This window comes from Caulobacter sp. AVps16 (assembly GCF_058681455.1).
In genome coordinates this window covers 1,122,499-1,145,614 of record NZ_CM178739.1, presented here as the reverse complement: position 1 = coordinate 1,145,614, position 23,116 = coordinate 1,122,499, and the positions used below count along the sequence as shown (strand labels likewise).

General features: G+C 64.8%; 24 protein-coding genes and 1 tRNA gene. 14 read left to right on the top strand and 11 right to left on the bottom strand.

The genetic code is table 11. The features are described from left to right. Position 1 precedes the first annotated feature (1 nt). From hisC to ACW17U_RS05465, 5 genes are all read left to right on the top strand, one after another. Entirely contained in the window at positions 2-1,123 is a 1,122-nt protein-coding gene (gene hisC / locus ACW17U_RS05485; RefSeq protein ID WP_492055146.1) for a histidinol-phosphate transaminase, read from the top strand. Continuing rightward, positions 1,123-2,061, top strand: a complete 939-nt coding sequence (locus ACW17U_RS05480; protein ID WP_492055145.1) for a prephenate/arogenate dehydrogenase family protein — start codon at positions 1,123-1,125, stop codon at positions 2,059-2,061. Before hisC ends, ACW17U_RS05480 begins: the two co-directional genes overlap by 1 nt. Next, a complete protein-coding gene (locus ACW17U_RS05475; protein ID WP_492055144.1) occupies positions 2,042-2,470 on the top strand; it encodes an ExbD/TolR family protein in 429 nt (142 codons plus the stop codon). The genes ACW17U_RS05480 and ACW17U_RS05475 overlap by 20 nt, the downstream gene beginning before the upstream one ends. Then, positions 2,467-2,802, top strand: coding sequence for a DMT family transporter (locus tag ACW17U_RS05470; RefSeq protein ID WP_492055143.1), 336 nt, complete (start codon positions 2,467-2,469; stop codon positions 2,800-2,802). The genes ACW17U_RS05475 and ACW17U_RS05470 overlap by 4 nt, the downstream gene beginning before the upstream one ends. A gap of 160 nt (positions 2,803-2,962) precedes the next feature. Beyond that, positions 2,963-3,256, top strand: coding sequence for an EF-hand domain-containing protein (locus ACW17U_RS05465; RefSeq protein WP_492055142.1), 294 nt, complete (start codon positions 2,963-2,965; stop codon positions 3,254-3,256). A gap of 62 nt (positions 3,257-3,318) precedes the next feature. On the opposite strand, the gene ACW17U_RS05460 is transcribed toward ACW17U_RS05465, so the two are convergent. After that, on the bottom strand, positions 3,319-4,887 hold the full coding sequence (locus ACW17U_RS05460) for a DUF885 family protein (protein ID WP_492055141.1): 1,569 nt from the start codon (positions 4,885-4,887) through the stop codon (positions 3,319-3,321). 133 nt (positions 4,888-5,020) lie between these two features. Here ACW17U_RS05460 and pcaF point away from each other — a divergent pair, with 133 nt between their 5' ends. From pcaF to ACW17U_RS05440, 4 genes are all read left to right on the top strand, one after another. After that, positions 5,021-6,223 (top strand): 3-oxoadipyl-CoA thiolase, encoded by a 1,203-nt coding sequence (pcaF, locus tag ACW17U_RS05455; RefSeq protein WP_492055140.1) that lies wholly within the window; start codon positions 5,021-5,023, stop codon positions 6,221-6,223. 141 nt (positions 6,224-6,364) lie between these two features. Next, positions 6,365-8,236 (top strand): glycoside hydrolase family 9 protein, encoded by a 1,872-nt coding sequence (locus tag ACW17U_RS05450; RefSeq protein WP_492055139.1) that lies wholly within the window; start codon positions 6,365-6,367, stop codon positions 8,234-8,236. Positions 8,237-8,349: 113 nt separating this feature from the next. Next, positions 8,350-10,209 carry an ATP-binding protein gene (locus ACW17U_RS05445; protein ID WP_492055138.1) on the top strand — a complete coding sequence of 620 codons (1,860 nt, stop codon included), beginning with the start codon at positions 8,350-8,352 and terminating at the stop codon, positions 10,207-10,209. A 130-nt stretch (positions 10,210-10,339) separates the two neighbouring features. Continuing rightward, entirely contained in the window at positions 10,340-11,425 is a 1,086-nt protein-coding gene (locus ACW17U_RS05440; RefSeq protein ID WP_492055137.1) for a glutathione S-transferase family protein, read from the top strand. Between the two features lie 134 nt (positions 11,426-11,559). Here the strand turns inward: ACW17U_RS05440 and ACW17U_RS05435 are convergent. Further along, positions 11,560-11,634: transfer RNA gene (locus ACW17U_RS05435), tRNA-Gly, on the bottom strand. A gap of 296 nt (positions 11,635-11,930) precedes the next feature. Here ACW17U_RS05435 and ACW17U_RS05430 point away from each other — a divergent pair. Both ACW17U_RS05430 and ACW17U_RS05425 read left to right on the top strand, forming a co-directional pair. Beyond that, positions 11,931-13,439, top strand: a complete 1,509-nt coding sequence (locus ACW17U_RS05430) for a methyl-accepting chemotaxis protein (protein WP_492055693.1) — start codon at positions 11,931-11,933, stop codon at positions 13,437-13,439. A gap of 25 nt (positions 13,440-13,464) precedes the next feature. After that, positions 13,465-13,929, top strand: a complete 465-nt coding sequence (locus ACW17U_RS05425; RefSeq protein WP_062147165.1) for a chemotaxis protein CheW — start codon at positions 13,465-13,467, stop codon at positions 13,927-13,929. Positions 13,930-13,979: 50 nt separating this feature from the next. Here the strand turns inward: ACW17U_RS05425 and ACW17U_RS05420 are convergent, their stop codons facing one another. Further along, complete coding sequence (locus ACW17U_RS05420) at positions 13,980-14,981, bottom strand: UDP-glucuronic acid decarboxylase family protein (RefSeq protein WP_492055136.1); 1,002 nt, start codon at positions 14,979-14,981, stop codon at positions 13,980-13,982. Positions 14,982-15,123: 142 nt separating this feature from the next. On the opposite strand from ACW17U_RS05420, the gene ACW17U_RS05415 reads away from it, so the two are divergent. Then, entirely contained in the window at positions 15,124-15,729 is a 606-nt protein-coding gene (locus ACW17U_RS05415; protein ID WP_062147170.1) for an HD domain-containing protein, read from the top strand. Between the two features lie 25 nt (positions 15,730-15,754). On the opposite strand, the gene ACW17U_RS05410 is transcribed toward ACW17U_RS05415, so the two are convergent. The 8 genes from ACW17U_RS05410 to ACW17U_RS05375 all read right to left on the bottom strand — a co-directional run bounded on the left by ACW17U_RS05410 (position 15,755) and on the right by ACW17U_RS05375 (position 21,261). Then, positions 15,755-16,645 (bottom strand): TraB/GumN family protein, encoded by an 891-nt coding sequence (locus ACW17U_RS05410; protein ID WP_492055135.1) that lies wholly within the window; start codon positions 16,643-16,645, stop codon positions 15,755-15,757. A gap of 84 nt (positions 16,646-16,729) precedes the next feature. Next, entirely contained in the window at positions 16,730-17,629 is a 900-nt protein-coding gene (locus ACW17U_RS05405; RefSeq protein ID WP_492055133.1) for an alpha/beta fold hydrolase, read from the bottom strand. A 95-nt stretch (positions 17,630-17,724) separates the two neighbouring features. Beyond that, positions 17,725-18,402 (bottom strand): hypothetical protein, encoded by a 678-nt coding sequence (locus tag ACW17U_RS05400; protein ID WP_492055132.1) that lies wholly within the window; start codon positions 18,400-18,402, stop codon positions 17,725-17,727. Between the two features lie 26 nt (positions 18,403-18,428). Then, positions 18,429-18,623, bottom strand: a complete 195-nt coding sequence (locus ACW17U_RS05395; RefSeq protein ID WP_062147181.1) for a helix-turn-helix transcriptional regulator — start codon at positions 18,621-18,623, stop codon at positions 18,429-18,431. Further along, complete coding sequence (locus ACW17U_RS05390; RefSeq protein WP_492055131.1) at positions 18,620-19,021, bottom strand: hypothetical protein; 402 nt, start codon at positions 19,019-19,021, stop codon at positions 18,620-18,622. Before ACW17U_RS05390 ends, ACW17U_RS05395 begins: the two co-directional genes overlap by 4 nt. A gap of 25 nt (positions 19,022-19,046) precedes the next feature. Beyond that, positions 19,047-19,484: a hypothetical protein gene (locus ACW17U_RS05385; RefSeq protein WP_492055130.1), complete on the bottom strand. Its 438-nt coding sequence runs from the start codon at positions 19,482-19,484 to the stop codon at positions 19,047-19,049. 115 nt (positions 19,485-19,599) lie between these two features. Further along, on the bottom strand, positions 19,600-19,899 hold the full coding sequence (locus ACW17U_RS05380) for a hypothetical protein (protein ID WP_492055128.1): 300 nt from the start codon (positions 19,897-19,899) through the stop codon (positions 19,600-19,602). 333 nt (positions 19,900-20,232) lie between these two features. Continuing rightward, entirely contained in the window at positions 20,233-21,261 is a 1,029-nt protein-coding gene (locus ACW17U_RS05375) for a 2'-deoxycytidine 5'-triphosphate deaminase (protein ID WP_492055127.1), read from the bottom strand. A 159-nt stretch (positions 21,262-21,420) separates the two neighbouring features. Here ACW17U_RS05375 and metZ point away from each other — a divergent pair, with 159 nt between their 5' ends. Then, a complete protein-coding gene (gene metZ, locus ACW17U_RS05370) occupies positions 21,421-22,605 on the top strand; it encodes an O-succinylhomoserine sulfhydrylase (protein WP_492055692.1) in 1,185 nt (394 codons plus the stop codon). After that, positions 22,586-23,050 carry a Co2+/Mg2+ efflux protein ApaG gene (gene apaG, locus ACW17U_RS05365; RefSeq protein WP_492055126.1) on the top strand — a complete coding sequence of 155 codons (465 nt, stop codon included), beginning with the start codon at positions 22,586-22,588 and terminating at the stop codon, positions 23,048-23,050. Before metZ ends, apaG begins: the two co-directional genes overlap by 20 nt. The last annotated feature ends 66 nt before the right edge of the window (positions 23,051-23,116 follow it).

The window sequence follows — 23,116 nt, the reverse complement described above, 5'->3', positions numbered from 1 at the left end:
CATGACCACGCCTGCTCCTGATCGCTCCGCCGCCCCGCGCCCTCAGCCCAAGCCGGGCCTGATGGATATTCATGCCTATGTCGGCGGCAAGTCGAAGATCGAGGGCATCGCCCATCCGGTGAAGCTGTCCAGCAACGAGAACGTGCTGGGTTGCAGCGAGGCGGCCAAGGAAGCCTATCGCACTGCCGTCGATCGGCTGCACCTCTATCCCGATGGCAAGGCCAATGGCCTGCGCGCCGCAGTGGCCGAGCGCTACCGGCTGGAGCCCGAACGCCTGACCTTCGGCGACGGCAGCGACGAGATCTTCGCCCTGCTGTGCCAGGTCTATCTCGAGCCCGGCGACAATATCGTCCAGGGCGAGCACGGCTTCGCTGCCTATGCGATCGGGGCCCGCGCTTGCCAGGCCGAGGTGCGCATGGCCAGGGAGCCGGGCCAGCGGATCGATGCCGACGAGATCGCCAAGTGCATTGACGAGCGTACGCGGCTCGTCTTCATCGCCAATCCGGCCAACCCCACCGGCACCTGGTTGACCGGCGAGGAGATCCGCGCCCTCCACGCCGCCATCCCACCCTCGGTCGTGCTGGTGCTGGACGGTGCCTATGCCGAGTTCGCCACCGATCCGCGCTTCGAGGACGGTCTAGACCTGGCCCGCACGGCGGAAAATGTCATCGTCACCCGCACCTTTTCGAAGATCCACGGCCTGGCCGCCCTGCGGGTCGGCTGGGGCTATGGGCCCGCCGGGATCATTGAACCGATCGAGCGAATCCGGCCGCCGTTCAACACCTCGATCCCGGGCCAGGAGGCTGCTATCGCGGCCCTGGCCGACCTTGAGTTTCAGGCCCGTTCGGTGGACCTGGTCGAGCAATGGCGTCCATTCCTGGCCCAGCAGCTGGGCGGCCTGGGCCTGGAGGTCACGCCCTCGGCGGCCAATTTCGTCCTGGTCAACTTCCCTGACCAGCCGGGCAAGACCGCGCGGGAGGCCGAGGCCTTCCTGGCGACGAAGGGCTATCTGGTCCGCGCCGTGGCGAATTACGGCCTGCCGGACGCCATTCGCATCACCATCGGCCTCGAGGCTCACAACCGGGCCGTGGTTGAGCTCCTGACCGAGTTCATGGGTCGCTGATGCCGAAGTCCGGAATTCTCTATCCCAAGATGACCGTGATCGGCTGTGGCCTGATCGGCGGTTCGGTGATCCGCGCCGCCCGCGCCCACGGTGTGGTCAGCGAGATCACTGTCGCTGACGCCAGCGAAGCCCACCGGGCCCGAGTGGTCGAGCTGGGGATCGCCGACCACGTCACCGGCGATATTGCCGAAGCGGTTCGCGACGCCGATCTGGTCGTTATCGCCACCCCGGTCCTCTCGGTCCCCGAACTGGCCGGCCTGGTGATCCCGGCCATGAAGCCGGGGGCCACCCTGACGGACGTCGGCTCGACCAAGGCCAATGTCGCAGAGGCCTTCCGCGCCCAGGACATCTCGAAGATCTTCGCCATCCCCGGCCACCCGATTGCCGGAACCGAGCAGTCAGGTCCCGACGCGGGCTTCTCCGAGCTGTTCGAGAACCGCTGGACGATCTTGACCCCCTTCGAGAGCGACGACGAACACTACGCCGCCGCCGTCGCCAAGCTGTCGGCCCTGTGGCGCGCGTTCGGCGCCCAGGTCGAGCTGATGGACGAGAAGCACCATGATCTGGTGCTGGCCGTCGTCAGCCATTTGCCCCACCTGATCGCCTACACCATCGTCGGCAGCGCGGCCGATCTGGAGAACGTCACCGAGAGCGAGGTGATCAAGTTCTCGGCCTCGGGCTTCCGCGACTTCACGCGCATCGCCGCCAGCGACCCGACCATGTGGCGCGACATCTTCATCGCCAACAAGGACGCGGTGCTGGAAATGCTGGGCCGCTTCACCGAGGATTTGCAGGCCATGAGCCGGGCCATCCGCTGGGGCGATGCCGACACCCTGCACAGCCACTTCACCCGCACCCGCGCCATCCGCCGGGGCATCGTGGCAGCAGGCCAGGAAAGCGCCGAGCCGAACTTCGGGCGTGATCGCGGGAAGCACTGAGGTGGGCCGGCGGCGCTTGTTGTTCCTGGGTGTTGGCGTCGCTCTGCTCGGGGCGCTTATCGTCGCCTGCTCGACAGGCCTCTTAGCAATTCAGATCGACGTCGCGACGCCGAAAAGCGGGTCGTTTGCGGACGCGGTGAAGCTAGTCGCCTGGCAGCAGAACATCAACGTGAAGGAAGACGGATCGCTAAGTCTGGGCGGCCGCCCCACAACCTTGGAGACGTTGGAGTCCGATTTGGCCGCCGCCTTCGCGCGAGAGCACGCGCCTTTTGACCGGTCGCAGCAACCCGTCACGATCTGGGCCGACGAGGGCGCTCCCCGCGCATCAATTGATGCCGCCTACGAGAAGTTACTCATATCCGGCTGGATCGAAACCGATCTCTCCATGAAGACACGACAAGTCCAATGAACGGCTACGCTTGGCTGACCATCGCCATTATCGCCGAGGTGATGGCCACTTCGGCGCTGAAGGCCACCGAAGGCTTTACGCGCCCACTACCATCGATGATCACGGCCACCGGCTATGCAGTCTCGTTCTTCGCCCTATCGCAGACCCTCAAGACCCTGCCGGTGGGGATCGCCTACGCCATCTGGTCTGGCATTGGGATCGTTCTGATCACCGGCATCGCTTGGATCATGTATCGCCAGCGCCTGGATGTGGCCGCCGTAGCGGGGATCGCGCTCATCATGGCGGGCGTACTGGTGATCAACCTGTTTTCAAAGAGCAGCGCACCGCACTAGCCCCGTCCCGCCCGACTAGCTGTCGCTGCTGCTGCTGCTGCCGCTTGGCTCGCGGACCATATCCTAGGCCTTTCTCCACTTTGTGAAGCGCAGAAACATGGCCGCAACAATTCAGACTGATCACGCTGAACGGGAAGCAAGTCGGAAGGGACTCCACACCATGCGCCGTACCATCTTCGCCGCCGCCCTAGCCTCCATCACCACCCTCGCCGCCGGCGCAGCCATGGCCCAGATGCCGCCCCCCGCCGAGATCATCAAGGCTTGGGACAAGAACGCTGACGGCGTCGTCGACAAGGCTGAATGGGTGGCCGCCGGCCGTCAGGCAGACCGCTTCGCCATGGTCGATGCCGACCGCGACGGCAAGGTCACGGCTGATGAACTGGCCGCCGCCATGGCCCGCATGCGCGCCAGCCAGCCAGGCGGCGGTGCGCCGTCCGCCGAGCCCAAGAACTAGGCCTGCCGTCAATCTGAGAAAGAAGCGCCGTCCGGTCCCAGCGACCGGGCGGCGTTTTGCGTTCAGGCCGCGCCCAGCACTCGCGCCCGCAACATGGACAGCGGCAGGGGGCCTGGAACCAGCACGGCGTCATGGAAGCGACGAAGGTCAAATGCCGCGCCAAGTCGCTTTCGGGACTCTTCGCGCAGCCGAACCAGTTCCAGCCAGGCCAGGCCCTGTCCCGCTGCCGCAGCCGGTCCAATGGCGATGCGCTCGAGGCCTTGCGAGACCGGAGAGAAGACCGGCGGTGGGCCTTGCAGGTCGTTCAGGAAGGTCGTGGCCTTCTCGACGCTCCAGCCCTTGAGGTGAACACCCAGATCGGCCAGCAGCCGGCCGACGCGGAAAAGCATCCACTGGATGTAACCCAGCTCGGCGAGCGGCTCCCCGGCGAAAGCCCCCTCTTCATCGGCCAGTTGTTCGGCATAGATGGCCCAGCCTTCGGAAAAGCCCGGGAAAGCCATGCGGCTGCGCAACGCATGGGCACCGGAACGTTCCTCCAGCGGCATCTGCACCATGTGACCCGCCACGCTCTCGTGGTGGACGACACTGGGCAGGGTCCAGCCTGGACGAGTGCGGATGGTGCTGAGATCGGCAAAATAGGCACCCGACCGGGTGCCATCAAAAGCCGGAGCTTCGCGATAGCCCTGCCGGCGGGCCGCTTCGTCTGCGGGGGACATTCGGCTCATTGTGACCGTGAGACTGCCGGGCGCGACAGTGGCGAAGGACGCCGGCAGGCGCGAGACGGCCCTGGTCAGCCAGAGGTTCATGTCGGCAATCAGCCGGTCACGGCCGACATCATCATCGCTGTAGAGCCAGCGTTCGTCGCGGCTGAGCGCGGCCAGGCGCGCGCCGACCGTTCCTTTGCTCAGTCCCTGGGCCTTCAACAATGTGTCGGCGCGGGTCGTCAGGGCCTTGGCGGCGGCGGTGGCGCGCGCCCAGGCCTGTGAGGGGGCGATATCAGCGCCCATGGCGGCCTGGAGCAGCAAGGCATAATAGGCCTCGCCGTCCTTGAAACGGCCAACGCCGATCCCCTGTCCGGCCTGGGGACGCAGGGCGATCAGGGTCGCGCTCTGGCGCCCCAGGGCGGCGGCAAGCTCAGGCGTGGCCTCAACGGTCCTGGCGGTATCAGCAAGACCCGCGACCAGCTTGTCGATCACGAAAGCCGGGAGGATCACGCCCTTGGCGGCATCGTCCGCGATCTGGACAGTCTCGAGGTCGAGGCGCTTCACCACGGCCTCGAGCGCCCCGCCGCCCTTCCCGGCGGCCTCGGCCGCCCGCAACCAGGCCCCCGCCCGGGTTGTCACCACATAGGGTGCCGTCGCGCCCGCGCCGAACGGAAAGCGGCGGACGATCTCGGCCTCAAGAGTCAGGGCCGAAAGCACGGACTCGTAGTCCAGGCGCGCGGCTGGACCGAGGCCGGTCGGCGAAAACGCTTTCAGGGTTGCGAGCTTCTGATCGGTGGACCCGCCCTGGGCGAGTCCGTCGAGCAAGGCCTTGAGCCCGGCATCATCGCTGGCCGCCTGAGCGCCGCTGGCCGCCAGCAGCGCCGTACCGGCCACGGCTCCGCCCATTACCTCGCGCCGGCTGATCATGGCGTCTCTCCCGGAAGTCTCTCGTCTTGGCCTCAGGTCTAGGCGATCTGACACCGGTGTCCAGCCATTCGGCGACTTGATCGCACCCTCCTGCCCGCTAGGGTGCGGCGAACAGCTGTTTGAGAGACGCACCATGGCCGAAGCCTTCATCTGCGATGCGATCCGTACGCCTATTGGCCGCTATGCCGGTGCGCTGTCGTCCGTGCGGGCCGACGACCTGGCGGCCATGACGCTGAGGGCCCTGGCCGCGCGCAATCCCGGCGTCGACTGGAGCCAGATCGATGACGTCGTGCTCGGCTGCGCCAACCAGGCCGGCGAGGACAATCGCAATGTCGCGCGCATGGCCGCCCTGCTGGCCGGGCTGGGGACCGATGCCTCAGGCTCGACGATCAACCGGCTCTGCGGCTCAGGTCTGGACGCCGTCGGCGTGGCCGGGCGCGCGATCAAGTCCGACGAAGCCCATCTGCTGATCGCGGGCGGCGTCGAAAGCATGAGCCGCGCGCCGTTCGTGATGGGCAAGGCTGACAGCGCCTTCTCGCGCAATGCCGAGATCTTCGACACCACAATCGGCTGGCGCTTTGTGAACCCGGCCATGCGCAAGGCCTATGGCGTGGATTCCATGCCCGAGACGGCCGAAAACGTCGCTGACGATTACGGGATCAGCCGCGCCGACCAAGACGCCTTCGCCTTGCGCAGCCAGGCCCGCGCCGCCGCCGCCCAGGCCTCGGGCCGCTTCGACGTCGAGATCACGCCCGTGAGCCTGCCCCAGCGCAAGGGCGACCCGGTCGTGGTCAGCAAGGACGAGCATCCGCGCGCCACGACGATGGAAGCCCTGACGGCGCTCAAGCCGATCGTGCGCCCTGACGGCACGATCACCGCGGGCAATGCTTCCGGCGTCAATGACGGCGCTGCGGCCCTGATCATCGCCTCGGAAGACGCCATCAAGCGCCATGGCCTGACGCCCCGCGCCCGCATCGTCGGCTCGGCCGCCGCAGGCGTTGCGCCGCGGGTCATGGGCTTTGGCCCCGCCCCCTCGACCCAGAAGCTGCTGGCGCGCCTTGGGCTGACCATCGGCCAGATGGACGTGGTGGAGCTGAACGAAGCCTTTGCCGCTCAGGGTCTTGCAGTGTTGCGCGCACTTGGCCTGCCCGATGACGGCGAGCATGTGAACCCCAATGGCGGGGCCATCGCCCTGGGCCATCCGCTCGGCATGAGCGGCGCGCGTCTGGCCTTGACCGCGGTCGAGGAACTGCACCGGCGCAAGGCCCGCTACGCCCTGGCGACCATGTGCATCGGCGTGGGTCAGGGAATCTCCATGGTGATGGAACGGGTCTGATCCCGTCGGGGCTCGAACTGGTGGTCGACAGGAGCCGCTGAAGCCCGCCTGGAAATTTTCCGAATGACAACGCTGTCACCTTGCCCCTAACTAGGGAGGAACGGCGTGCGCCTGCGACACGCCGACAGGCAGGAAGACGCTATGACCAGGATCCGCCACGCCGTGACGGCCATCGCCCTGACTCTGATCTGCGGGACCGCGGTTCGAGCCGAGGAGCCCGCGCGCACCATTCGCCTGAACCAGCTGGGCCTGGAAACCGCCGGACCCAAGCGCGCCATGCTGGACCACCCCTCCACAACGGCCCTGGCCTGGACGCTACGCGACACGCGGGGAGCCGTTGCGGCGAGCGGCAAGACCAAGGTTTTCGGCACCGATCCGTCGTCTGGTGAGCATGTCCATCAGATCGACTTCAGCAGCTTCCGCGGGAGCGGTGACGGCTATCGCCTGCAGGTCGGCGAGGCCGAGAGCCGGTCCTTCGCCCTCGGCGAACGGCTCTATGGACCGCTGAAGTCCGACGCCCTCGGCTTCTTCTACCAGAACCGTGCCGGCATCCCGATCGAGGCGCGGTTCGTCCAGCGTCCCGACCTGGCCCGACCGGCCGGCCACGCGCCCGACAAGGCGACCTGCTTCAACAAGCCGGACGAACGCGGCCAGGTCTGGGCCGGTTGCGACTACACCCTCGACCTCAGCCGCGGCTGGTACGACGCCGGCGACCACGGCAAGTATGTGGTCAATGGTGGCATTTCCGTCTGGACCCTGCAGAACGTTCATGAACGCGCTCTCTTGCTCGGCAAGACCTCGACCCTGGCGGCCTTTGCGGACGGCAAGGGCCGTATTCCCGAGAACAGCAATGGCTTCCCGGACCTGCTGGACGAAGCCCGCTGGGAGATGGACTTCCTTCTGGCCATGCAGGTTCCGGCCAAGGTCACCATGGCCCTGCCCGTCGGCCACCAGCAGGTTGGGCCCAAAGGCCGCCTGGTCCTGAGCGATCTCGACGCCTCCGGCATGGCCCATCAACGCCTCGGCAACGAGTACTGGACCGGCCTGCCCACGGCCCCGGCTGACGACAAGGTCACCCGCTATCTCTATCATCCGACCACCGCAGCCACGCTGAACCTGGCGGCCACAGCGGCCCAGGCCGCACGGCTGTGGAAAACCCTGGACCCGGCCTTCTCGGCACACTGCCTTGATGTCGCCCAGCGCGCCTATGCCGCCGCACGGCGCAATCCCGAGGTTTATGCCCTGGGCGCGTTCACCGGCAGCGGCGGCTATGGCGACAACAGCGTCGAAGACGAGTTCTACTGGGCGGCTGCCGAACTCTACGCCACGACCGGAGCCCAGGAATATGAGGCCGCCGTCCGGGCCTCGCCCCTGTTTCTGGCCGGTCCTTCGGCGGGCGGCAAGCCGACCGGCGATATCGGCTGGCCCTCGGTCGGGGCCCTTGGAACGATCACCCTGGCCCTGACCCCGAATGGATTGAAGCCGGCCGAGATCGCCAGAGCCCGGGCCAATCTGGTCGCCAGCGCTGCCCGGTATCTGGCCGACGGCGCGACCCAGGGCTACGCCCATCCCTATGCACCCAACGGCTATCCCTGGGGCTCGACATCATCGGTCCTGAACCGGGCGATGGTCCTGGGCCTGGCCGCCGATTTCACCGGCAAGGCGGCCTATCGCGACGGCGCAGCCGACGCGATGGACTGGATCCTCGGCCGCAACCCGCTGGACCGCTCCTTCGTCACCGGCCATGGGGCTCGGCCCATGCAGCATCCGCACCACCGGTTCTGGGCCAAGCAGGCCGACGCCCGCTACCCTACCCCGCCGCCCGGCGTGATCTCCGGCGGGCCAAACTCGACCAATATGAGCGATGAGATCGCCAAGGACATGAAGGGGAAATGCGCGCCCCAGACCTGCTGGAGCGACGACTATCGCGCCTTCACCCAGAACGAGGTCGCCATCAACTGGAACGCCCCCCTGGTCTGGGTCGCGGCCTGGCTGGATGAGCCCGCGCGTTGAATGCTCACCACAAAACTCTGGCCACGCGGCATAATGGCGCTGTGGCTGGCATAGCTTCCTTCACCTTTCGCCCGGATAGTAACCCGGCAAAATGATCGAGGCTGAGCATCGGAATGCCATTTGAGGCAGCTGAGGACAGGCTGAGGGGTGATCCTGTCAGGCTCGCCCTGGTTGGACAGGCACACCGCAACAGTCTGGCCACCTTGGCCGTTCAGGCAGCCTCAGCGATCGGTGTGACTGTAATCGCCCTGCCGGCCGAACGCCCGTTCCACGTGGCCTGGCTGGTCGTTGTGATGGTGGTCCTGGCGGCCCGGGTGGTTCTGGACCGACTTACGGGTGCCGCCCTAGCGGGAAAGCGGCTGCGAAGCCGCCTGGCGGTACTCGCCGCGCTCAACAGCCTGGGCCTGATCGTCAGCGCAGGGCTTTGGGCCTATCTTGCTGCTGTCCGTATACCCCTCGACAGTCCTCTTTCCCGCTATGCCCTGATTGTCGTGCTGTCGGCTCTGGCCGGAGGGGCCACGGGCGTGCTGTCGCCGCTGAAATGGACCGGGCGGATCTATATCACCCTGATCCTGGTTCCCGCCTCGGTGACCCTGATCGTGGGCGGCGGCTCGGAGATCGTCCTGGGTGCGCTGGGGCTGATCTTCTGCGCCGTCATGCTGGTGGGCCACAGCAACAATCACGCCCTGCTGGTCGACTGCCTGCGGCTGCGAGACGAGAACCGCGACCTCATCGCCGACATCCAGCGGCGAAACCATGACGCAGACCTGCTCAACAGGGACCTCGAAACCCGCGTGCGGGCCCGGACCCAGCAACTCGAACTGCTGTCGGAAAAGGCCCAGGTCGCCAACCGCTCCAAATCGCAATTCCTCGCCATGGTCAGCCATGAGATGCGCACGCCCCTGAACGCCATTCTCGGCGAAGGCCAACTTCTGGCGCGCGAAACCCTGACCGCGCCGCAACGCGCGCGGCTTGGCGTGATCAAGACCGCCTCCCGCGTCATGCGGCAGTTGATCGACGACATCCTGGACATTTCCCAGATCGAATCCGGCGGCCTGCAACTGAGACTGAACGTGTTCTCGCTGGACACCCTGGTCAGCGAGATCCGTGAACTGCACCTGCCGTTTGCCCAGGATCGGGGACTGTCCCTGACCTTGTCGGTCCAGCCCGATCTGGCCCGGTACCGTCGCGGCGATGCCGAGCGATTGAGCCAGTTGATCGGCAATCTCGTCGACAACGCTTTGAAATTCACACGCCAGGGCGGGGTGACCGTCAAGATCAACGGCGATGACCAGCAGCTGCAGGTCGCTGTCATCGACACCGGAATCGGCATCGCCGCCAAGGATCACGAGTCGATCTTCGAACGCTTTGTGCAGGTCGACAATTCCTCGACGCGCAAGGTCGGCGGCATTGGACTGGGCCTGGCGATCTGCCGCGAAATTTCCGAACAGATGGGGGGAACCCTCAAGGTCACCTCGGCACCCGGGATCGGCGCGCGCTTCGATTTTTCAGCGCCCATTCCTTCGGTTGTTTCCTCAGAGCCACTGATCAACGTAGCTGAGGAGGACGAAGACGAAGCGGTAAATCAGGTCCCTGCCAGCCTGCTGATCGTCGACGACAATCCGGTCAACCGCCGCATCCTGGCGGCCCTTGTGCAGCATTTCGGCGTCACCTGCGGCTTTGCTGAGAATGGCCGCGAAGCGATTGAAGCCTGGCGGAGCCAGCCCTGGGACGCCATCTTCATGGACATCCACATGCCCGAAATGGATGGCGTCGAGGCGACCCTGGCTATTCGTCGCGAAGAAGCCCGGACCGGCGTCGAGAGGACGCCGATCATCGCCGTGACCGCCAGCGTCCTGCCCCATGAAGTGGAAGGCTACGTCAGGGCCGGCATGGACGGTGTTCTGCCCAAACCCGTGGAGGCAGCGGCCCTGGCCGCCACACTGTCGCAGTGCATGGCCGCTGCGGCCTGATTGCAGTCGCTGACTAGCCTTCGGGTGAGGATGCCTGACCGTCCTTTAAGGAAACGATCCCAGTATTGACACTCAAAGTGCCATAATATTGATTGAGCCCGACGCTGCTGCGTACAGAGGGCCAAGGCCGGTGCTGATCGTTCATGGACTGGACCTTTCCTATTTCACCGGAAAGCTGGAAGGCTATCTGCGCGCCAAGGGCCTGACCTATCGTCTGCAGGAAATGGATACGGCCAGCTTCCGCGCCCAGGCCCATCGGACCGGCATCCGTCAGATGCCCCACCTCGAACTGCCCGATGGTCAATGGCTCACCGATACGCCCCTGATCATCGACAGGCTCGAGCAGATCAGCCCGCAGAGCAGTCTGACGCCCAATGACAGTGCCCTTCGTTTCCTGGCGGATTTGATCGAAGCCTATGGTGACGAGCACCTGTGGCGGCCCGCGCTCTATTATCGCTGGGCCTATGCGGCTGACGCTCACCTGATGAGCGGCAGGCTGGCGGACGGGATGTTTGCAGATCTTCCCCTGCCCCGCGCGCTTCGCCGGCAGATTGCCCTGCGGCGACAGCGATCGGTCTATCTGCGCGATGAAGGCGTGACCAACGCCAATCGGGACAGGATTGAAGCCGACTATACCGACCTGCTCGCCGCCCTGAACGGGATCTTTTCGGCGCGAGACTGGCTTTTGGGAGACGCTCCGACCCGGGCAGACATCGGACTGTTTGGCCCCCTGTTCCGCCATTTTGCCAGCGATCCGACGCCAGCCAGAATCATGCGCGACCGCGCGCCAAGGGTCGCCGAATGGGCCGCGCGCCTCTGGGCCTTGAGTCCTGACCCCGCGCGCTCCGCCATAGACCTGACCCGTATTCCGACCGATCTGGGCCCATTGCTTCACCTGATCGAAGGCCGGTTTCTGCCAGAAATGGCCGACAATCAGCAGGCCGTCAGGCGCAGCGCGCCCCTCACCCGTCACTACGATCAGGGCGTGAACTTTACCTATCGGGCCAATGCCTATCGCGCTTGGAGGCTGTCGCGGCTGCAGGCGTCCTTTGCCGCGCTGACGGTTCCAGCCCAGATCACCCTCGATCGACATCTGAGCCCGAGATCCGTCACGATCCTCGGATCAGGTCACACAGTGCAGCCCGATGGTCCCACGCCCTCGCCCGAATCCATGGTCCGGGATCGCTGGTGGAGACCCGTCGAGCGCAGGGCATGATCCGGCACGTCCCGCACCCTGCAGAACGGCTGACACTGAAGATGTGGAACGGCAGAAGGCCCAAAGCAGATCAGGGCCTGAAAGCGCCGAAAGCCCAAGATCGAAGGTTTGCGCGCGCCTTTGCCCGCAAAGGCTGGAGCGGGCGATGGGAATCGAACCCACGACATTCTGCTTGGGAAGCAGACGCTCTACCTCTGAGCTACGCCCGCGAAAGCGTTATAATTCAAAACGTTACTGGCACCCAGACCATTCTGGAGGAGCACAGTTTTCACGTTGGTTTGCACCAACGCTCCAGGGTCGTTCCCATAGCCCGTCCTTTCCCGTCGCTCAAGCAGCACAATGAGTTGAAGGGCCACAATCGCCGCCATTGCGTCGCGCGACCGGCTTCATCCTGCTTCGGCGAGACGTCCTAAGGTGCCCAAATGCCCGGCTCGAATTTAGGGTTAATTTAACGATTCCACCCGTCTTTTCACTTTTGATACATTCTCAAAATGGGAAGGCGATGATGGTTTTTTCGAATTCCTCCGCAAAGAAGCAGGCCTCCCTCGCAGCCGAGATGCGCGACCTGAAGGCTCAGGTCGCTGCGATGGATCGCTCACAGGCGGTGATCGAGTTCCAGCTCGACGGAACCATCTTGAAGGCCAACGCCAACTTCCTGAACGCCTTGGGTTACAGGGCGGATGAGGTCATCGGCAAGCATCACCGGATGTTCGTTCGGGCGAGCGAGGCCAACAGCGCCGAGTACCGCAGTTTCTGGGACGACCTGAATAGAGGCCAGTTCGTCGCCCGCAAGTTCTTGAGGCTCAACAAGCAAGGCTCGGAATGCTGGATCCAAGCGTCCTACAATCCAGTCCTCGATGAGAACGGTCGCCCCTACAAGGTCATAAAGTTCGCAACGGACATTACGGCAACCGAGGCGGATCGAGTCCGTTCGGATGCCGAGAGACAGCGCACGACCGAAGAGCAGGAGGGGGTCGTGGCCGACCTTGCCGCGAGCCTGAAGCGCATGGCCCAGGGAGACCTGACCGCCAGGATCACCGCCCAATTCTCGGGGCGCTATGGCCAGATCAAGGATGACTTCAACGTCGCGATTGATGCGCTGTGTCAGGCCATGGGGAGTATCGCCTCGACCACAAACGGTCTGCGCGCTGGGGCTGATGAGATATCGTCGGCGTCTGACGATCTGTCCCGGCGAACGGAACAGCAGGCCGCGAGCCTCGAACAGACGGCCGCTGCCCTCGACGAGATCACCGCTACCGTCAAGCGCAGTGCTGCCGGGGCCAAGCAAGCCTCCACCTCCGCCTCCGGCGCCCGCAGTGACGCCGCCCGTTCGGGTGACGTCATGCGAGACGCGGTCGCCGCCATGGGCGAAATCGAACAGAGCTCCGGTCAGATCACCCAGATCATCGGGGTCATCGATGAGATCGCCTTCCAGACCAACCTCCTGGCCTTGAATGCCGGGGTGGAAGCGGCTCGCGCCGGCGAAGCCGGACGAGGATTTGCCGTTGTCGCCCAGGAGGTCCGAGCCCTGGCGCAGCGGTCCGCTGAAGCCGCCAAGGAGATCAAGGCCCTGATCGCCAGCAGCACTGCCCAGGTGGAACGAGGCGTCAGGCTTGTGGGTGACACCGGACAGGCCCTCACGGGCATTGTCAGCAAGATCGCTGAAATCGACGTCCTGATCTCCGAGATCGCAACCTCGTCCCAGGAACAGGCCACGGGCCTGAACGAGGTCAATACCGCCGTCAATCAGATGGACCAGGTGACACAGCAGAACGCGGCCATGGTCGAGGAGGCCACGGCCGCCGCCGCTAACCTGAAGTCCGAAGCGGCTGCGCTGACGGCTCTGGTTGAGCGCTTCGAGACCGGCGGCGGTAGGTCGAGGCCCGAACCGGCCCAGCAAGGCTATCACCGACCGGCAGGCAATCCGGTGGCACGTTCCCAGGCCAAGGCCGCCGCCTTCGCACGCTCAAGCGGTAGTGCGCAGGCCGCCACCCAGGTTTGGGATGAGTTCTGATCGATAGCCGGAACGGACAGGCAGCATGATTAGCGGTGGTGGACTGCTCAACGAAGGCCTGATTGAGCTGATCTCCTTTGAGATCGGCGGCCAGGAATTCTGCATTGATATTCGCAGCGTACGCGAAATCCGCGGGTGGTCGTCCGCGACCCAGATGCCTCATACGCCCTCCTATATTCTGGGCGTTATCAATCTTCGCGGCGCGGTCATGCCCATCGTCGATCTGCGCAATCGCTTGGGCCTGGGTGAGACCGAGCCGTCATCCCGCCACGTGATCGTCGTCATTCAGCATGGCTCGCAATTGGCCGGCATTCTGGTCGATGGCGTACAGGAAACCTTCCAGGTGGATGCCAGCGTGCTGCAGGAGCCGCCCCAGATCGAAACGACCACGCCGGACCTTTTCGTCGATGCGATTATTCCCATCGAAGATCGTCTTCTCAGTCGCCTGGTGGTGAGCGCCCTGCTCCCGGCCCAACGTCAGGCAGCCTAGGGCGGTCCTTTACCGGCCCGCCGTTCATGTTTGGTGGGAAGAGATCCGGGTCAGCGCCCCTGGCGCTCTGTCTCGGCCAACCCCTTACCCAGCAGGGCGGCAAAGTGGGCGATGGTCTTGGCCAGACCTTCCTTCAGCTGGGTCCTGGGCTCCCAGTCCAGTGAGGCCTTGGCCAGGCTAATGTCGGGCTGACGCTGCCGCGGGTCGTCCTGCGGCAAAGGCTTGCGCTCGATCGACGAGGCCGAGCCGATCTGGTCGATGGTCAGCTGCGCCAGCTCCAGGATCGTGAACTCGTTGGGATTGCCCAGATTGACCGGACCGGTGAAGCCGGCCGGCGTGGCCATCATCCGGATGAAGCCTTCGACCAGGTCGTCGACATAACAGAAGCTGCGGGTCTGTTGGCCTTCGCCATAGATGGTGATCGGCTGGTTGGTCAGGGCCTGGACCACGAAATTGCTGACCACGCGGCCGTCATTGATCGCCATGCGCGGGCCGTAGGTGTTGAAGATCCGCACCACCTTGATGTCGACACCGTCCTGCCGGAAGCTGTCGAAGAACAGGGTCTCGGCGCAGCGCTTGCCCTCGTCATAGCAGGCGCGCGGCCCGATCGGATTGACCTTGCCCCAATAGGTCTCGACTTGGGGGTGGACCTCCGGGTCGCCATAGACCTCGCTGGTCGAGGCCTGCATCACCCGCGCCCCGGTACGCTTGGCCAGGTCCAGCATGTTGATCGCGCCCAGGACATTGGTCCGCACGGTCATGACCGGATCATACTGATAGTGGATCGGCGAGGCCGGGCAGGCCAGGTTGTAGATCTGGTCGACCGGAATGAAGATCGGGTGGTTCACATCGTGGTTCACGAACTGGAAGTTCGGATGATCCAACAGGTGGGCGATATTGTCGCGGCTGCCGGTGAACAGGTTGTCCAGACAGACCACATGGTCGCCCCGCGCAATCAACCGGTCGCACAGGTGTGAGCCGACAAAGCCCGCACCGCCGGTCACCAGTATGCGCAGGGGGGTGTGTTTTCCGGACGAGGCTTGGGCGGACATGAATCAATCTCTGAGGCGTCGTCTGCAGGTGTGACCCGTTTGCCTAGCGGGTCTCGCGCCGGGGCTCAACCGGCGGCCTGCGTTGACGGACCCGACCGACCGGCGCACGATCGTCAAAACAAACGTTCGGGAGGACTGTGACATGGCCGATGGAGAGGACCACGCCCGTACCGGGTTCCACGCCATGGTTGACGGGACGGCCGAGGACTGGGGCGTCATTGCCAAGGCCGCTGCGGATTTCGGACGCAAGCTGCCCGAACGGCTCGTGACGCATCTCAAACTCCTGCAAGGCGACTGCGGCGGCTTCGCCGTCGACCGGCTGGAACACAGCCTGCAAACCGCCACCAAGGCCCATCAGGATGGTCGTGACGAGGAATATGTCGTCTGCGCCCTGCTGCACGACATCGGCGACATCCTGGGCCCCCGCAATCACGCCGATATCGCCGCAGCGATCGTCCAGCCCTTCGTGTCCGAACGGAACCACTGGATGGTCGCCAATCACGCCATTTTCCAGGGCTACTACTTCTTCCACCACCTGGGCCTGGACCGTGACATGCGGGAGCAGTTCAGGGGACATCCGGACTTCGAATACACGGCCCAGTTCGGGCATCTCTATGATCAGGACGCCTTCGACCCGAACTTCAAGTCCATGCCGCTGGAGGCCTTCGAGCCGATGCTGCATCGGGTCATGAGCACACCCAAGCGCTCGATCTATCTGCGCAAGCCCCAGGTCGAGGCGGCCGAATAGGCTTCGGCCGCCGCTTCCCGAGGTCTTAGTTCACGCGCTCGGCCTTGATGCCGAGCTTGCCCAGCTGGGTCTGGACGCTGTCCTCGCCCACCAGGTGGCCGGCCCCGACCGCCACGAAGCTGACACCCGATCCCGCCAGCTTGCTCTTCAGCTGGTTGGCCCAGTCGATATTGCGCTTGGTCAGCAGCACGTCATAGACGTCGGCATAGGGCCCCTTCATCTCGGTGATGAACTGGTTTTCCAGTGCCTTCAGGTCACCGGCCGCCCAGGCCGCGACCATCGAGTCGATCTTGGCGGTTCCGGCATCGGCATCATCCAGGGTCGAGCGGAAGAGATCGACCTCGGCCTTCGGGGTCATGTCGGCGAAGAAGCGGATCTGCTGCTCGGCCGTCTCGAAGGCGGAGGCGGCCTTGCCGTCCGCCTTCATCTGGGCGCTGATCACCTGCTCGACGCCGCTCTTGGGGTCATAGCCAGCCTTCATCACCGGCAGCATGGCCAGAGAGATCGAGGCCAACCAGGGGCGCATCGGCTCCAGGGCCTGGGGCGGCAGGCCGGCGCTCTGGGCCAGGTCCTTGGCCCGCTTGAAGTCCTCGGGCGACAGCTTGGTGGACAGCGGCTTGGCTTGGTCGATGCCGTACTTCATGACCAGAGGCTGCATCAGGGCCGGGTCGTCCGCACCCTGGACCTCGATGACCAGATCGCCACTGGCTTTCATAGCGCTGTCGATGCTTGCCGAGCGCCATTTCGTTTCCGGCCGCAGCACGTGGATCGTGCCGAACAGATAGATCGTCGAGTCCTTGTCCTTGATCGCCCACAATGCCGGTTCGGCCATGGCCGGAGCCGCGACGCCGAGCGCCAGGATCGTGACGAGCCCGGCGGCCATGCGGCGGGCTGGGCGGAAGAGAGTCGAAAGCATGGTCCTGTCCTTGGTTATGAAGTCTGAGGTGAAGTAGCGAGAAGTCTGGCCGGAGGCGGGCTAGTCGCGGCCCGCCGGGCCGGGTCAGTTCAGAAAGCGTTCGACGGCAGCGGCGAAGGCCGCAGGCTGATCCAGCATGATGAAGTGGTAGGCCCCATCGATCCGCTCAAGGCGTACGCCCGGAAGCGCGGCATAGGCCCCGGCATACAGCTGCTCGACGCGCTCGACGGGCGCACCCATCATCGGATCGAACGGATAGAGCACGACCGTCGGGGCGCTGACCGCCGCCAGATCAGGGCGCAGGTCTGTGGTCAGTACGTCGTACATGGCGCGGGCAAAGACCGAGCGATCCGTCGTCTTCGACCAGGCCAGGGCCGCCTTAAGGCCTTCCGGCGACTTGACGAGGCGCGGCATGGTCATGGTCTGCTGGGCGTCGAAGCTCTCGGTCGGCATGGCGATCAGGCCGTCGCGCATGCCCACGGCCTGGGGCCGGACTGCCTCGACCGTGGCGGCGGGCGAGAACAGCAGCGGATAGAAGGGCAAGCTGTCGACGATCAACAGGCGGCCAACGTCGGCCGGATGGCGGCGCGCCAGAGCCAGGCCCGTCAGGCCACCCATCGAATGGCCGATCACCGCCGGCGACTTGAGACCGGCTGACCGGATGTAGCCGTCGATCGCTTCAACCAGCGGCGCGACGACTGCGCCCTCCCCGTTGCCGCCGACCGGGGCCCCGGCAAAGCCGGCGACCTGGACAACATGCACCCGGTAACGCCCTGAGAGCTGAGCAACCGTCACGTCCCAAACAGCGCCCGACGAAGCGAGCCCGGGGATCAGGATCACGTCGGGGCCCTTGCCCGTAACGGTGACGCTCATGCGGTCGGCGGGATCGGCGGCGTGGGCGTGGTGTCCGCCGAAAACGCCTATGGCGGCCAGAAGGGCGATGATGATGACCAACAGCCGGGGCCGGGCTTGGGATCGGAACATGGGAAGGGTCCTGGGAAACAGGCGCGCAACAACATTCGGCGGTGCGGGCCGGTGAAGACGGTTAGGGTGTGAGGCGTGTGTGGCGGCGCCGGGCCTTAGCCGCCCAGGCCGCGGCGCGACGAGATCAGAGTGGCGATCAGTAGATAGCTGGCCATCAGCACCGAGACCGCATCCCAGAGGGTCAGAGCCGGAAGCAGGTTCAGCTTCTCGCCGGCGGCCCACAGGAACAGGGCGCCCTGCAGCAGCCAGAAAGACACCGCCCCGGTCTCGGCCATCACCTGGCGCACCAGCTCGTCGCTCCGCGACCAAAGGGTCAGGTTGCCGACGGTCTGGACCAGGAACAGCGCCACAATGCCGGTCATGACGGCCGCGCCCAGCTCGAACGGCAGTGGTTCGAAGGCCGAATTGGCCAGGACCGGAGCCGCCAGCATCACACCGGCCAGCAGCGAGACCAGCCCCTGCTGGCGATAGTAAGAGGCCTGGGCCGGCGTGGCATCACGGGCGCTGCCCGGATCCAGCACCCGGCTGGCCGTCTTGCGGCTGAAACTGACGATCAGGACCATGGCCCCCATCGCGATCAGCATCATGGCAATCAGGCCGGACAAAAGGTCAGACCAGCCCAGTCCCTCGACCCGTACGGCCCCGGCCTTTTCAAGCTTGCCGATCAGCATGCCCGATCCGAAGCCGACGATGCCGCCGCAGACGGCGAGAACGGAGGCCACCCTGACTTTGGGGCTGGCAAAAAACCTGGGGAACTTCGACGCAACAGTCATGGCGATGCTCCTGCTTGGGACGGCCCTCAGGCCTCGTCCTGGAAAATGGTTTCGATGGATTGGCCAAAGAGACGGGCGATCTTGAAAGCCAGAGGCAGGCTGGGATCGTACTTGCCCGTCTCAAGGGCATTGATGGTCTGGCGCGAGACCTCCAGGCGCTCGGCGAGGTCGGCCTGGCTCCAGTCGCGCTCGGCGCGCAGGACCTTGAGGCGATTTTTCACCGATACCTCCTGCTGACAAAGGGTTGGGCCAGGCCGAAGCTGCCGCAGAACAGCGGGAAGATCAGGTAGAGCGGCGGATGCGGCAGTAGCCCGGCATTCTCCAGGAACCCCCAGACCGTGCAGAGGGCCATGGTTACGCCGATGCCCCAAAGCATGGACTGGGCCAGTATGGCGCGCAGGAACTCGTCGGTCTCCTCGACCATGTAGAGCCCCATGGCGGCGATGGCGGCGATGATCGGCAGGGCGGGAGCCACGGCGACCAGCCAGAGCAAGGGCCCCTTGGGTTCAAGGTTCCCGAGCGCCCAGATCGACCCGAACAGGACGACGACATAGGCCAACATGGCGGGGAAGAAGCGGGCCAGATAACGGCGCGCAGCAACGGATTTGGCCTGGGCCATGATTTAGGTCTCCTTTCCAGAGATTTCAGCGTCGGCGCAGCCACCAGATGGACCAGACCAGGCCGTAGCCGATCAATTGGGCGGCCAGCAGGGCACCAAATCCCAGCCAGACCCATTCGCTCGGCGACTTTTGGCCAAACATGGCGATCAGGATCTCGCCCCGGATTGCCGCTGCGACGGGCAGCATCAACAGCAGACCGCCGGAGCCGCCCCAGAACCAGGCGAAGGTGTGAGCCTCCCGCGCGGCCTCGTCGATGTTTTGCCAATAGATGACAGACACCCACAGCAAGACCGCGACGGCCACTAGGCCCCCGCCGAGGATCAGCGCCGGCGGCAGGGAAATGCCGAGTTCGCCTAGCAACACGGTGCTGGCTCCCAGGACGGCACCGACGATGCTGCATCCCAGCAACATCCTCTGAGCCAGCGATTGGCGTGCGGCCTGACGCCCAATCTGTTCGGTCATGACAAACAACCTCATCTAAATGACAAGGACATTTGTCATCACGCGACGAACAATGTCAAGCGTGCTTTTCTTTTTGTCTAGCTGTGACGACTAAATGTAAGGCGTACCAAGCCCCTCAGGCTGCGCGGGGCAGGTCAAAGGGGTCCGTCGCTTCACTACCCATGACACCACGCCAGTGTATCGCTTCGATCCTCGATCGCTTGAGTGCACGCCCCAAAGCGCTTTGGCTTGGGCAGACCCGGGTCTCCCAGCCATAACGCGAGAACCGGTCCCCGAAGTCGGACCAGCGGATCACGCGTCCGGCGAGATCCTGTCGCCAGACGGCCTTGTCGCAGCCCGGTATCCGGGCACACGCCTCCCAGGCTCGAATGCGGGTCTGCAGGATCGAAAACGGATCGGAACCGAGACGGGCCATGACGCGGCCTCCATGGAAACCAGGGTTGCCAGACGGGATCTCTACTCGACCACTCCGGCGCGCTATATCTACCACTTGTGTTTGAATGAATCTCACCCACCAGATATGGTGTGACGCAATGCCGCGACGGCTAGGCGACGGGTGCATGGAAGCCGTTCGCCTCACGCCTGACTGCCGCTGGGCGCAAGACCCGCCAGCCGCCCTCGCCCACTACGCCGCTCACGTGTCATGACGTTACAACCCGTCTGAAACTCGTGAACTGAGCTAAGCGTGAGTCGGCTTAAGGCGGGACTTAAGCCGGGCGCGACCTAACGCCCCATGCCGCGACGGACCTCAGGACCAGGCCTTGAAGTGCTTGGATAGTTTCAGCCCCTGCCGCTGGTAGTGCGAGCCACCCTCGCCATAAAGCCGGACAGGCCGGGCGGTCAGGGGCTCATAGACGAGGCGTGCGACGGTCTGTCCGTCCTCAAGCAGGAACGGCGTTTCGTGGCTGCGCACTTCCAGAACGCCCTTGGATCCGACGGCCGAGGCCTCCTCTGTGCCAAAGCCTGGATCGAAGAAGCCGGCATAGTGGACACGGAACTCACCGACCGAGGGATCAATCGGGGTCATTTCGGCGGCTTCAAGGACCGGTATCTCGATGTCGTCCTTGGAGGCCAGGATGTAGAACTCGCCGGGATCGAGCAGCAGCTCGCCATGGCGTGTTTCCAGGGGCTCCCAGTAGTCACGGGGATCATGGCCGTCGACGTGGTCCAGATCGACGACGCCGGCGTGGCGACGGCCCCGGAAACCGACGATGCCGCCCATGCCCGGGGATAGGTCGACGCCGACACTGCGGACCGACAGTTTTGCCGGCTCACCGCGCTTCAGGCGCAATTGGTTCAGCCGGGTCCCGGAGCGCACCAGCACCGAGAAGGTCTGGGGCGCGATCTCCATATAGAGCGGGCCCGTATAGCCGGCGTCGACGTCATCAAAGGCCCGGCTGTGATTGGTCAGGAGCCGGACAAAAACGTCCACCCGCCCCGTGGAACTCTTGGGATTGCCGCGCGCCGAAACATTGAGCGGGAGCTTCAGGTGTTCCTGCAATTCGGCGATATAGACGCAGCCCTTCTCCAGCACCGCGCCCCGGGTCAGGTCCAGCTCGTGCATGGCCACGTCCTTTAGACGCTCGGTCACACGGCGCCCCAGGCCCGGCAGGAACGAGGCGCGCACGCGCCAGGCCCGCGCGCCAAGGCGCAGGTCAAGACTGGCGGGCTGCACCTGGTCGACGTCGAACGGCGTCTGAGCGGTGATCGCCTCTTGGGCGATGAGGTCTTCGATGGTCTGGCAGGGCAGAATCCCTGCGGTGTGGGCGTCGGTCATTGGCGCGACAGTCGCTAAAGCTCGCCTGGAAGGCAAGGCTGCAGCGACGTCGGCTCGCCTGAAGCAATTCTGATGTTGAAATCAGTCCGCATCGCCTTGACCGTGTGCGCCGCTAAACCCCTTATGCCGGGCTTTTCCGCGCCGAAGAAGGAAGACCCCGTGGCCGAGGACCCGAAAGACTGGGACATCGCGACCAAGCTGATCCGCGGGGGGCTGGCCCGGTCGCAGCATATGGAGACCGCTGAGGCGCTCTACCTGACCCAGGGCTTTACCTATGACAGCGCGGAGGGGGCGGATCGCCGCTTCGCCGGCGAGGATCCCGGCTTCGTCTATTCGCGGTTCAACAATCCGACCGTGAAGATGTTCGAGGATCGCCTGGCCCTGCTGGAGGGGGCTGAGGTCTGCCGTGCCCAGGCCACAGGCATGGCTTCGATCCACATGTCGCTGATGGGCCTGGTCAAGGCTGGAGACCATGTTGTGGCCGGCCGCGCCCTGTTCGGGTCGTGCCGCTGGCTGATCTCTGAATGGTTGCCACGCTTTGGGGTCGAGACCACCTTCGTCGACGCCACTGATCCCAAGGCCTGGGAAGCGGCCATGCGCCCCAACACCAAGGCCGTACTGATCGAGACGCCGTCCAATCCGGTGCTGGAGATCACCGACATCCGCGCAGTGTCCGAGATGGCTCACGCCGTCGGGGCCAAGGTGATCGTCGACAATGTCTTCGCCACCCCGATCTTCCAGCAGCCGCTCAAGCTCGGTGCCGACATCGTGGTCTATTCGGCCACCAAGCATATCGACGGCCAGGGCCGTGTGCTGGGCGGCGCGATCCTGACCAGCGAGGCCATCAACGAGGAGTTCTACCGCGACGCCCTGCGCCATACGGGCCCGTCGCTGTCGCCCTTCAATGCCTGGGTCCTTGTCAAGGGCTTGGAAACCCTCGACCTGCGCGTCCGTCGCCAGACCGACACCGCCTTTGCCCTGGCCAATGTCATGGCCGAGCACAAGAAGACCCAGTCTGTGCTCTACCCCTTCCGACCCGATCATCCGGGCCACAATGTCGCCAAGTCGCAGATGACCGGCGGCGGCACCGTCGTGGCCCTCGACCTGGGTTCGCGGGAAGCCGCGTTCAACTTCCTCAACGCCCTTGAGATCGTCGACATCTCCAACAATCTGGGCGACGCCAAGTCGATGGCGACCCATCCGCCGACCACCACCCATCGCTCTGTGCCCGAAGACCAGCGCCCTTCACTGGGCGTTGTCGAGGGTGGCGTTCGCCTGTCCGTCGGCCTCGAAAGCCTCGAAGATCTAACCCGAGATGTGATCCGTGCGCTCGACCAGGCGTGAAACCTCTCCGCCCCTGCAGCGGATCCGTCGACGTAGAGGCGCCGATGGCGGCATCTATGAAGCGCGCACGCGCGACATCGTCGTGCGGGTTGCGCCGGCCTATCTGCCAGAAGAGTCCGCGCCGGAAGAGGGCCTGTATCTGTGGTCCTACACGGTCGAGATCGAAAACCACGGCGTCGAGACCGTGCATCTGGTCGCCCGTCGCTGGGCGATCACCGACTCGCTCAATCGCTGCAATGAGGTCGAGGGCTCGGGCGTGGTCGGTGAGCAGCCGGAACTGAAGGCCCGCGAGGCCTTCCGCTATGTCTCCAGCTGTCCGCTGCCGACCGCATCAGGGTCGATGCGCGGCAGCTACCAGATGATGACCGAAGGCGGCGAGGTGTTTGACGCCGAGATCCCGGAGTTCTCCCTGCACCTTCCCGGCGCTGCAAAGCGCCTGAACTAGGGCCTATTCCCAGGGTGGCGAAACGCACCGCCAATCAGAAGCCTGACCTAAACCTCTGAATTGGAT